Source organism: Achromobacter sp. SIMBA_011, from assembly GCF_046535435.1.
Classification (GTDB): domain Bacteria; phylum Pseudomonadota; class Gammaproteobacteria; order Burkholderiales; family Burkholderiaceae_B; genus Achromobacter; species Achromobacter dolens.
The window spans coordinates 1-296 of record NZ_JAWRWN010000251.1 but is presented as its reverse complement, the minus strand read 5'-3'; the positions used below and the strand labels follow the sequence as shown (position 1 = coordinate 296).

The 296-nt window shown below is 48.0% G+C and carries 1 rRNA gene; it reads left to right on the top strand.

Annotation, left to right across the window (positions count from 1 at the left end):
• A 23S ribosomal RNA gene (locus tag SB816_RS30805) occupies positions 1-296 on the top strand; the annotation flags it as partial.

The following is a 296-nucleotide window of genomic DNA, read 5'->3' as shown; positions in this document are numbered from 1 at the left end:
CCTGGACTAAATACATAGGTCCAGAGAAGCGAACGCGGTGAACTGAAACATCTAAGTAACCGCAGGAAAAGAAATCAACCGAGATTCCCAAAGTAGTGGCGAGCGAAATGGGATGAGCCTTGTACTCTTTATTTGTATTGTTAGCCGAACGCTCTGGAAAGTGCGGCCATAGCAGGTGATAGCCCTGTAGGCGAAAACAGTATGAAAGAACTAAGTGTACGACAAGTAGGGCGGGACACGTGAAATCCTGTCTGAAGATGGGGGGACCATCCTCCAAGGCTAAATACTCGTGATCG